The sequence below is a fragment of the Eubacterium ramulus genome (assembly GCF_003122485.1).
In the GTDB taxonomy this organism is placed as follows: domain Bacteria; phylum Bacillota; class Clostridia; order Lachnospirales; family Lachnospiraceae; genus Eubacterium_I; species Eubacterium_I ramulus_A.
On sequence record NZ_JRFU01000185.1, the window covers coordinates 1 to 11,310 of the forward strand.

Consider the following 11,310-nt stretch of genomic DNA (forward strand, 5'->3'; position numbering starts at 1 on the left):
ATTGCATGACGCGCACCTCGCAACAAGAATGCCGGAGCATTCTTGAATCCATTCATCCGCGCCACTCGTAGCCAAAACTGGCATGGTCAAAAATGCAAAAACTGGAAGTGTTAAATATACCAATGTGGGGTTAAGATAGACACCAAGTTAATCATCGGTGAAAACATTATAATCAAACAAAGCAAAATTTATCAGAAAAACATAAAGAACGAAGAGGTGTTTCTTATGGATAACCACTATAACCATTTTAAGAAAATAGATGCACATTCCCACATTGGAAAATTCGGAAGTCCGTTTAACATTGATTTTGACCTCAGCCGTCTGACAGAACAGATGGAGGAGTACAATATTGAAAAAACGATTCTTTGTCCGGCAGGATGTCATCTGAATAAGGAACTGAAAGAGGCATATCAGGCAGCGCCGGACAAGATCATTCCGCTTTGCTGGGTAAATGCCAATGAAGGGCAGGAAGCATATGATATGCTGGAGCATTATCTGCGGGATGAAAATTTTGCAGGGGTAAAAATGCAGCCGCTTTTTGATGCATTTACCGCGGATTCTCCGATGGTGGATCCGATCATGGAGATTGCAGAAGCGTACAAAAAGCCGGTATTTATCCACTGTGGACATCCGCCTTATTCCCTGCCGTGGCAGATCGGTCTGCTGGCAGAGCGCCATCCGCATGTGCCGACCGTTATGATCCATATGGGACACGGACATGGTGTTTATATCGAAGGCAGTCTGAACATGGCGTACAAATATGACAACCTGTTTCTGGAAGTATCCGGAATGCCGATGGGATGTCAGATCAAAAATGCTTATGAGACCGTGGGAAGCGAGCGCGTCATGTTCGGTATCGATTCCCCGTTCCATCATCCGAGTGTAGAGATTCAGCGTGTTTATTCCTGTGGATTAAACGATGCACAGCTGGAAGATGTATTTTATAACAATGCGAAGAAATTCATGGAATTAAAGACAATCTAATTTATGCTGTCAGAGTTAATATTAATTACGAGTAAGCAGTATAATCCGATTGAAAATATGCGACTGATGAATGTGACTTTATTAAGACGAATTTTATCAGAAAAAATGACAAAAATGAAAAATGGAGAGTTTGAGAGGAGTAAAGAAAATGGATGCACAGACAAATGTAACAAGCACCGGACAGAAGATCCGGACCGTTGATATCACGGTGACAGCAGCAATGGCTGCTCTGGTATTTTTGGGAACTTATATTTTTAAAATCCCGACCATCAGTGGTTATGTACACTTGGGAGACTGCATGATCCTGCTGACCGTTGCTTTATTCGGTATGAAAAAAGGTGCCATTGCAGGTGCCATCGGCGGCGGATTATCTGATTTTATTGGCGGATATTTCTACTGGGTTGTTCCAACATTGCTGATCAAATGCATGTGGGCAATTGTAATGGGACTGATTATGCACAAAGTGTTAAAAGATAAAAAAGGATCTTTCCTGATCGGTGCCATTGCAGGTGGTGTGCTTCACATCATTGCGTACACACTGGTAAGAGTTGTGCTGTATGGTGGAAAAACCGCCATTATCGAGATTCCGGCACTGGCATTCCAGACCGGCGCAGGTATCGTGATCGGATTTGTGATCTACATGCTTTTGAAAAAATCAGGTGTAGCAGGTCGTCTGTCCGGTATGGTCAAATAAGAATAAGAAAAAATGTTATAAATGAAAAAGAACCAGGGTGTCAGGGCAGGATAACCTGGTTCTTTTTATAATTGCGTTTTTATCCTTGCACAGATACAATTAAATCGCTATAATTACAACATATGTGAAAGGACAGGAAACGCATGAGAAATGAAATTCAGATTGAATTACAGCCTGTTCAGACTAAACGGGCGAGCGAAGAAATCTATAATCAAATCAGACAGTTGATTCTGGACGGAGAAATCCATCCGGGTGAGCGGCTTCCATCGGAACGAAAAATGATGGAAATGATGCACCGAAGCCGTCCGACCATACGTGAAGCGATGCGTATGCTGGAGCGGGAAGGATATATAAAAATTTATTCCGGCAGCAGCGGAGCCGTTGTGCAGGAATTAAATGTAGATAATGCCGTACAGTCTCTGGAGACCATCATTCAGATGAAGGGCATGACCATTGAAGAAATTCTGGAATTTCGACGTCTGACAGAGTGTGAAGCGGCACGTCTGGCAGCGAAACGCCGTACCGATGAGGATCTGGAGAGAATAAAAACAATTCTTCAGCGATCAGAAAGTACAATTGGAAATGCGGAAGAATTTATGGCGTGCGATATGGAGTTTCATGTAGCTGTGGCGGAGGCTTCCCAGAACAGTATGTATTCCATTATGCTGCAGGTGTGCAGGAATGTGCTTGGAAAATCTCTGACAGAGATTCTGAACAGAGGCAAGAAAAGCACACAGAAGGTGCGGTATGAGCTGATTTTGGATGTACATAGAAAGATTTATATGGCAGTAAAGAACCAGAAGGAAGAGGAAGCTGCTAAATGGATGACAACGCATCTGATCAATGCAGAGAGTGATATTCTGGCAAAATAATATAAGTATTTGATGAGAAGACCAGGTATTAAGTATCGCATCATAGCGAAAGAGGTAAATGCGCATGGATTTTTTGCGCATTACTTCTTTTTTTGTTGCCGTTTTTTATTAAGAAAAAATTATAAATGAAATGAAAAAGAACCAGAGTGTCAGGGCAGGACAATCTGGTTCTTTTTAACGAGGAAGAGAACAGAATGAAAAAATCAATTTATATTATTCTATATGAGGAAGGGTAATTCTAAAAAATAAAAAGGCAATTGTTAAGTTCTAAGTATATTCCTCTGTTCTCCCAGCTTTCTCTGATACTTATATTAATGCAAATATCATGCCAGTTTTTAAACAGCGTAAAACGGGCTTTTTTCGTGATTTCCTAAAAAGAAACAGGTATTTTTGCAAAAAGAAACAGGATATTTTGCAAATGCAGGTTGAACGTACGTGAGCCCGTGTTCTGCACAACAGGAGACGATGGATCTTTTTCGGATACATCGTCTCCTGTTTGTTAAAAAGCATTCTTGAACGTTTGAGAAATATAAATAGGTAACTTATTTCTTCAAAGATAATCCATGTTGTTTTAATTTTCGTGAAACCGTGGAAATATCCACATCCAGAATCTCACTGGCTTCTTTCAGATTCTTAACATCCTTGATGGCAAGGGTTAAAAATTCTTTTTCGTAAGAAGAAACCGCTTCGGATAAGGTCATATTTTTCTTGACTTCCATATAGGAATCTATGCCCTCCAGATCAAAGATACTGTACAGGAAAGAGTTGTCCAGATGATCCATATCGGAGGCGCATACCACCAAATATTCCATGATATTTCGAAGTTCACGGATGTTGCCCGGCCAGCTGTAGCCGATCAAGGCATCTTTATTTTCTTCGGATAATACAAGGTGTTTGTCGTATTTCTCATTGAAGATATTTATGTAGTGATCACACAAAAGCGCAATATCGTCTTTACGTTCTCTCAATGGTGGAACATTGATCGGAATAACGTGAAGACGGTAATACAGATCGCTTCGGAATGTTCCTTCCGCAATCTTTGCTTTCAGATTGCAGTTGGTAGAAGCGATAAGACGGATATCCAGCGGGATCGGTTTGGTACCGCCTACGCGGGTGATCTCATTGCTCTGGATGGCACGCAGCAGTTTTGCCTGCAGCTCCATCGGCATATCGCCAATCTCATCCAGCAGAAGCGTACCTTTGTTGGCTGCTTCAAACAGACCTTTTTTACCCTGTGCATTTGCACCTGAAAAAGCACCTTTTTCATAACCGAACAGTTCGGATTCCAGAAGCTGTGCCGGAATGGAAGAACAGTTGATCTTGATAAAAGGCATGTTATTTCGTTTGCTTGCGGTATAGATTGCATCGGCGATGAGCTCTTTACCGGTACCGGATTCTCCGGTAACCAGAACGGTGGCATCTGTGGATGCAACATTGGAGATGAACTTTCGGATCTGAGTCATCTCTTTTCCTTCGCCGATCATTTGCTTTTCGGATAAGGTAAAAGTTTCCTGAATGACCTGTACGGCATTCTTGGCAGATTTCATATCAGAAAGCAGATTTAAAAATGTGTTGTAGTTATCACGCAGATTCGTATAGGTAGATAATTCGCGGTTGGTTGCTATAATATACTGCAATTCCCCATTACTGTAGAAAATCGGCATGCCAACAACAATACTAGGATTCTTCTGTCCCGGAAGATAGGACAGCTTCATCACCGGTTCTTTTTTCTGAATAACATCCGGCACGGTGGTAACCGTGAAATAATCGGTGGTTTCTGCAATGTGAGAAACGGTTTTGCCGATCAGGTTTTCTTTTGGAATACCGGAAGACTTTTGATATGCTTTGTTCACATACAAAATTGTTTCAGATGCATCTGCAATTAAAATATTATCATCCAGATTATCGACAACGATCTGGTAATCAATAGTAGATGTGGTAACCTGATGAACAGACTCTTTGACTGCTTTGAGTTCCTGAAGGACCTGCTTTTTGGAAACGGGATCAGAACCAAGCATTTTGTTCATCAGTTCATCAATACGCTGCTCCGCGGAGAGCATGATTTCTCTGTCTGTCATTTTGTCCCCCTTCTTGTCTCCCTTATGTAAAAATAAATGCTACTACTGTCACATTATAATATAGACAAGAAATATGTTCAACAGGTTACTATTTTTTCATCTGTATAAATTTCGCATACACAAAGCCAAATAATTACAAAAGTTTCTGCAGTTTTAATAGCTGTACAAACATTTTATCTCTGTATTTGCATACATCATCAACTGTATTTCCCTGCCAGTCCGGACGGTTTGCGATTTCTTCATCTACACCCTGTGCATAGATTTCATCGTATTCGGATGGCTCGTTGCCGTATTTTTCTGCCATTTTGCGGAAACCGCCGTCTACACCGAGACTCATGGTAAGCATCTGACCGGTGACAGCCATACGCATACCGGGACCGTACATGATGGCTTTGTCGATATCTTCTACGGAGCAGATATCTTCCTGGATACACTCTTTTGCGGATGCAAGCGCTGCCCAGGACAGACGGTTTACAACGAATCCGTTGATCTCTTTTTTACAGATAACCGGAACTTTTCCCATTGCTTCGTAGATTTCTTTTGCTTTTGCCATAATGGTCGGATCTGCACCTTCTCCACCACAGATCTCGATCAGCGGAAGCAGATAAGACGGGTTGTACGGATGTCCAACGACGATGGAACCCGGATACATAGCTCCCTCCTGCAGTTTGCTTGGAAAGATTGCGGATGTGGAACTTGCGATCACGGTATCCGGACCGGTTACATTCTGAATCGTCCGGTAAGTATCCTGTTTTAACTGAAGGCGCTCCGGAATACACTCCTGTACGAAATCTGCTCCGAGGACAGCATCTTCCAGATCATTGGTGTAACGGACATCTGCCAGCGCAGCATCTGCTTCCTCCTGTGTGATAGCTTCCGCTTCTACCAGAATATCCATGATGTGTGTTAAGTTGGACTTCATTTTATCCCTGTCAACGACATCGTATAAGGTAACGTCAAAATTGTTCAAAGCGGCGTTGGCAGCAAGACCAGCACCAATCATTCCTGTGCCGACAAAGGCAGCTTTATAAGTTTTCATCGTAAAAACCTCCTGATCTTTCATTTATTTATTTTTTTGATACTTAATAATTGTGCAAAATTGATGCCATCGTCATACAGGCATGGTTTTTGCAGTATAAGAGGGGGAATGCGAAAAATTCATATCATTTTGCATGGGTTTTCAGGTAAAAAACAGAAGATCGGCTGTATTTGGAACAACATACATCTGGTTTTTGGAAAAAAAATTTGCGCATTTGCAAAAAGATAACTGTTCTTTGTGAGAAGCTTCACATGCGTTCGACTTGAAGCAGATGAAATAAAAATGGGAGGTATTATGGAAAGATATTAAAATCACAAAATTACAAAGAATAGGAAAAAAATAAAAATTTGGAGGAAAAGAAAAATGGATAAAGTTATTATTACCGCAGCACTGACAGGAGCCGTAACACCGAAGGAGAAAAATGCAAGTATTCCGCTGACACCGGAAGAAATTGCAGAGGACGCTTACAAATGCTGGAAAGCGGGAGCTGCCATCGTTCATCTTCATATGAGAAATGATGAAGGTATCGGATGTATGGATGAGAAGAAATTTGAGGAGACCATCAAACTGATCCGTGCGAAAAAAGATTGTGATGTAATCATCAACTGTACTTCTTCCGGCGACAATACCGGTACAGCCACTTATGAAGACCGTATGAGACATCACAAAGAGCTGGATGGTATTGAGATGGGAAGTTATGATGCCGGTACGTTCAATTGGATGCCGGGCGGAGTATTTATGAATCCGCCACAGTTCCTGGAGGAGTTAGGTGACGTGTATATGCAGCGCGGCATCAAACCGGAGGTAGAGATTTTTGATGCAGGTATGCTTGGTATCGCAAATTATTTTGCGGGAAAAGGTCATTTATCCACACCGATCCACTATCAGTTCTGCCTTGGAGTATTGGGTGGTATGCCGGCAACGGTAGAGAATCTGGTATATCTGGTAAATCATATTCCGGAAGGTTCTACCTGGTCTGCATTTGGCGTTGGCAAACAGCATCTGCCGATCATGTATGCAGCACTGGCACTGGGCGGCAATATCCGTGTTGGTCTGGAAGATAATGTATACTTCAGCAAAGGCGTTCCGGCAACGAACGTTGGTCTGGTAGAGCGTGCAGTAAAAGCAGTAGAAACATTTGGAAAACAGGTAGCAACACCGGCAGAGGCAAGAGAGATTCTTGGTATCCCGCCGCTTGCAAGATAAGACCGGAATCAGACAAAAAATTTGCGTTTTTGAAAAAAATTAGCAGTCATGCAAATAAAATCGCAGAAAAAACAGGCGTCTTTTCGGGAGAAAGTACAGAAAATACCGTAACTACGGGGATTTGATAAAAATAAAAAACTGGCACACATTTTGCAATTAAATAGGCTAGTTGAAAACAAATAAGGAGGTTTTTACAAAATGAGCGAAACATACAAATTTGATCTTGGAACAATGTTTAGACTGGACGGCAGAAAAGCCTTAGTAGTTGGTGGACATGGCGGAATCGGCGCAGGCATCGCAGAGGCACTTGCAGCTTACGGTGCAGATGTGTCTATCGCAAGCCGTAACATGGAGAAACTGCTGGAAGCAAAAGAGAAAATCAAAGAGAAAACAGGAAAAGATGTAACTGTATACACCGTAGATGCATCTGATGAGGAAAGCATCAAGGCATTATACGATACGATCATCGCAGACAAAGGTTACATTGATGTACTTGTAAACTCTCAGGGATACAACGTAAAACATCACCTGACAGAACTCCCGAAAGAAATTATGGACGGTATGCTTCAGGTAAATGTTGTTGGTATCGCAATGCTTTGCAAATACTTTGGCAAACAGATGAAAGAGCGCGGATACGGCAAGATCATTAACGTATCTTCCACACGTGGTGCACGTGCATGCTTAGGCGGAAACGCAAGCTACTGTACAACAAAAGGTGCGCTGGATATGCTTACCAGAACAGCTGCATGCGACCTTGGACCGGAAGTATGCGTAAACGCTATCGGACCTACAAATACAGTAACACCGATGATGGAAGATCTGATCAAAGAGCATCCGGAAATTCTTCACCTTGGTGATGATAAACCATTACAGAGAATTGGTACCGTAGAAGATTGTATGGGACCGGCAGTATTCCTTGCATCTCATGCATCTGATTTCATGACGGGTCAGATTGTATACGCAGATGGCGGTATGACAGCAATCGGATAAGCCAATTTAAGAAATATAAGTGTTGTTTTTTATTCATAGTTTTACATAGCTCAACGAAAGAGGGGGCAGGGCTTCGGACAAAGATCCCTGCCCCTTTTTTCATTTGATAGGAAATTGCGTAAATTTCCTATCAAACAAAGAAATTTTTGTACAAACAATGTACATAGATATAAACAAAGAAATTTTAAGGAGAATGACATGGAAATAAAAGCATTAAAAGACCTGCTTCCGTATTGTCTGGAGAACTGCACGAAGAAAACACTTGCAGTCATTAAAGCGGAAGATGACCATACTTTGACAGCAGTAGCCCGTGCCAGAAAAGAAGGTGCCATTGAGGCAGTTCTGATCGGAGATGCACCAGTGATCAAAAATCTTCTGGCGCAGATCGGAGAAAAAGAAGAAGACTACCACATTATTGACGAAGCGGGAGAGAGAGAAGCCATTTTAAAAGCCATTGAACTGGTACATGCAGGTGAGGTGGATTTCCTCATGAAAGGACTTTTGGAAACCAAGAACCTGATGTCTGCCATTGTAGCAAAAACTTCAGGAATGAGAACCGGAAGACTGATGTCCAAGTTCGATTTTGTAGAGATCGCACAGTATCACAAACTGATCGCGCTGACAGACTCTGCATTAAATACAAAACCGGATGTGGAAGCCAAAAAACAGATCATTCAGAATGCACTGGATGTTATGTACTCTGTGGGAATCCAAAAACCGAAGATCGCCGTACTGGCAGCTTCTGAGACATTGAATCAAAAACTTCAGGAAAGCGCAGATGCATGGAAATTAAAACAGATGTGGGAGAACGGTGAATTTACCGATTGTTACCTGGAAGGACCGATTTCCATTGATCTGGCACTGGAGAAAGAATCTGTGGAGATCAAGAACTATCAGAGTCCGGTGGGCGGAGATGCAGATATGCTTGTGTGCCCGGATCTGGTATCGGGCAATATGATGGGTAAAATGATGACAATCTGCGGCGGAAGGGCAGCTGGTATCATTGTGGGAGCAAAAGTACCGATTGTATTGATGTCCCGGGCAGCGGAAATTGATGATAAATTCCAGTCGATTATTTTAGGTGCCATCGCATCACAGAAAGGAGCATAACCATGGGAGATATTAATTTGCTTGTTATTAATCCTGGTTCTACATCTACAAAGATTGCCATTTATGAAAACGGAAAAGAACTGTATCGTAAAAATCTGACACATTCTGCAGAGACCATCGCACAGTATCCAAAGATCGTAGATCAGGTGCCGTTTCGAAAAGCAGAGGTAGAGAAATTTTTAGATGAGATTGCATACGATATGACAAAACTGACAGCAATCGCCTGCCGCGGCGGTTCCCTGCCACCGATCCATATGGGTGCTTATGAAGTCAATGATGAGATGATCGATGTTCTGATCTATCGCCCAAGTGGTCAGCATGCATCTTCTCTTGCAGCGATGATCGGATATGAGATGGCCAAAAATCTGGGCATCAAAGCATATATTTACGATGGAAATACTGCAGATGAGATGGATGATCTGCCGCGCATCTCCGGATGCCCGCTGGTTGACAAGCTGAGTATGGGACATTTCCTGAATACAAAAGCAGTCGGCAGAATGTATGCGGAAAGCATTGGTAAAAAATATGAGGAATTGAATCTGATCATGGTTCATACCGGCGGCGGAATCAGTATCGGACTGCACAAAAACGGCGTGATCGTAGATGTCTGCACGGATGAGGACGGAACCATGTCCCCGGAGCGTTCCGGCGGACTCCCGAGTATCGGCATGGCAAAACTGTGTTTTTCCGGTAAATATACCTTTGATGAAGTATCTGCCATGGTACGTGGAAAAGGTGGTCTGACGGCATATCTTGGAACAAACGATGTCCGGGAAGTGGAAAAACGAATTGCTGATGGAGACGAGTATGCAGAGCTGGTTTACAATGCAATGATCTACAAACTGGCAAAATGCATCGGTGGTCTGGCAACAGCAGTAGACGGTGAGATTGACGGAATCGTTGTCACCGGCGGAATTGCCCATTCCAAAATGTTTATTGAAAAATTAGAGAAACGTGTAAAATTCATCCATCCACTGGCCGTTATTCCGGGTGAGTATGAGATGGAAGCGCTGGCAGCAGGTATTACCCGTGTATTAAACGGCGAGGAGACTGCCAGAATTTATAAAGAGGATGAAAAACTCAGATAGGGGGAATTGTAATTATGAAAGAAGCAGTAATTGTATCCGCTGCAAGAACACCGGTGGGAAGAATGCGAGGCATGTTTGCATCTTTGGAAGCAATTGATCTGGGAGCTGCAGCAATTAAAGCGGCAGTAGAGCGGGCAGAAATTGATCCGGCTTGTATAGATGATGTTATTTTTGGTAACCTTGGAAATGATAATTATGCAAACTTATCCCGTGTAGCACTGTTAAAAGCGGGACTTCCGATCACCGTACCGGGATTTACCATTGACAGACAGTGTTCTTCCGGATTAAATGCCATTGCACTGGCCGCTATGATGATCGAATCCGGACACGGCGAAGTATTTGTTGCCGGTGGTGTGGAGAGTGATTCCACACGCCCATATCTGATGAATCGTGCAAAACAGGCATATCAGTTAAATCCACCGGAGTGGGGCATGCGTTATACCGGACCGGAAGGTTACAATTACAGCATGGGTGAGACAGCAGAAAACCTGTGTGATAAATATGGTATCACAAGAGAAGAATGTGATGCATTTGCAGTAGAAAGCCACAGGAAAGCAGCAGCTGCTGTAGCAGCAGGTCTGTTTGATGAGCAGATAGTTCCAGTTCCGGTGACAGACCGCAAAGGAAATGTAACCATCATCGATAAAGATGAATGTGTCAGACCGGACAGCAGCATGGAATCTCTTGGCAAATTAAAACCGTGTTTTCGCAAAGACGGTCGTGTGACTGCAGGTTCCAGCTCACCGATGAGTGATGGTTCCGGCGCAGTTGTTGTCATGGAAAAAGAACGTGCCATCCGGGAAGGCAAGAAGATCTGGGCAAAATTTGTGGATTTTGAAGTGATTGGATGTGATCCGAGTATTATGGGAATCGGACCGGTAGGTGCGATCCGCAAATTACTGGATAAGACAGGTTTAACACTGGATGATATTGATCTGATCGAGTTAAATGAGGCATTTGCTTCCCAGTCCATCGCATGCGTGCGGGAGCTTGGTCTGGATATGAGTAAAGTAAATGTAAACGGCGGAGCGCTGGCACTTGGTCATCCACTGGCAGGAACCGGCGGAATCCTTACCACAAAACTGGTGTATGAGATGGAGCGTCGTGGATCAAAATATGGTGTAGTAGCATTCTGTATGGCCGGCGGTCAGGGTGGAGCTGCACTGTTTGAGCGGATCCAAGCAGTATAACGTGTAAGTGAAAATTTAACCGAATCAAGTAAGTCCCCTGCTTCAATTGCGAAAAGCAA

10 protein-coding genes are annotated in these 11,310 nt (G+C 43.0%); 8 read left to right on the forward strand and 2 right to left on the reverse strand.

Translation table 11 applies throughout. The annotated features are described in order from the left end of the window. The first annotated feature begins 225 nt into the window (after positions 1-225). The 3 genes from LG34_RS14735 to LG34_RS14745 all read left to right on the forward strand — a co-directional run bounded on the left by LG34_RS14735 (position 226) and on the right by LG34_RS14745 (position 2,550). Entirely contained in the window at positions 226-984 is a 759-nt protein-coding gene (locus LG34_RS14735; RefSeq protein ID WP_109216739.1) for an amidohydrolase family protein, read from the forward strand. A 148-nt stretch (positions 985-1,132) separates the two neighbouring features. After that, positions 1,133-1,678, forward strand: a complete 546-nt coding sequence (locus tag LG34_RS14740; protein ID WP_109216740.1) for an ECF transporter S component — start codon at positions 1,133-1,135, stop codon at positions 1,676-1,678. 143 nt (positions 1,679-1,821) lie between these two features. Further along, positions 1,822-2,550 (forward strand): FadR/GntR family transcriptional regulator, encoded by a 729-nt coding sequence (locus LG34_RS14745; protein WP_109216741.1) that lies wholly within the window; start codon positions 1,822-1,824, stop codon positions 2,548-2,550. Positions 2,551-3,092: 542 nt separating this feature from the next. On the opposite strand, the gene LG34_RS14750 is transcribed toward LG34_RS14745, so the two are convergent. Both LG34_RS14750 and LG34_RS14755 read right to left on the reverse strand, forming a co-directional pair. Beyond that, positions 3,093-4,628: a sigma-54 interaction domain-containing protein gene (locus LG34_RS14750; protein ID WP_109216742.1), complete on the reverse strand. Its 1,536-nt coding sequence runs from the start codon at positions 4,626-4,628 to the stop codon at positions 3,093-3,095. A gap of 133 nt (positions 4,629-4,761) precedes the next feature. Beyond that, positions 4,762-5,667, reverse strand: a complete 906-nt coding sequence (locus LG34_RS14755) for a 3-hydroxyacyl-CoA dehydrogenase NAD-binding domain-containing protein (protein WP_109216743.1) — start codon at positions 5,665-5,667, stop codon at positions 4,762-4,764. 363 nt (positions 5,668-6,030) lie between these two features. Between LG34_RS14755 and LG34_RS14760 the strand changes: the two genes are divergently transcribed. The 5 genes from LG34_RS14760 to LG34_RS14780 all read left to right on the forward strand — a co-directional run bounded on the left by LG34_RS14760 (position 6,031) and on the right by LG34_RS14780 (position 11,251). Continuing rightward, positions 6,031-6,873 carry a 3-keto-5-aminohexanoate cleavage protein gene (locus LG34_RS14760; RefSeq protein WP_109216744.1) on the forward strand — a complete coding sequence of 281 codons (843 nt, stop codon included), beginning with the start codon at positions 6,031-6,033 and terminating at the stop codon, positions 6,871-6,873. A 198-nt stretch (positions 6,874-7,071) separates the two neighbouring features. Further along, the gene (locus tag LG34_RS14765) at positions 7,072-7,863 is read left to right on the forward strand and encodes an SDR family NAD(P)-dependent oxidoreductase (protein WP_242979917.1); all 792 of its coding nucleotides are present in this window, start codon (positions 7,072-7,074) and stop codon (positions 7,861-7,863) included. A 198-nt stretch (positions 7,864-8,061) separates the two neighbouring features. Beyond that, complete coding sequence (locus LG34_RS14770; RefSeq protein ID WP_109216745.1) at positions 8,062-8,973, forward strand: phosphate acyltransferase; 912 nt, start codon at positions 8,062-8,064, stop codon at positions 8,971-8,973. Positions 8,974-8,975: 2 nt separating this feature from the next. Beyond that, positions 8,976-10,061, forward strand: a complete 1,086-nt coding sequence (buk, locus tag LG34_RS14775) for a butyrate kinase (protein ID WP_109216746.1) — start codon at positions 8,976-8,978, stop codon at positions 10,059-10,061. Between the two features lie 14 nt (positions 10,062-10,075). Then, entirely contained in the window at positions 10,076-11,251 is a 1,176-nt protein-coding gene (locus tag LG34_RS14780) for a thiolase family protein (protein WP_109216747.1), read from the forward strand. The last annotated feature ends 59 nt before the right edge of the window (positions 11,252-11,310 follow it).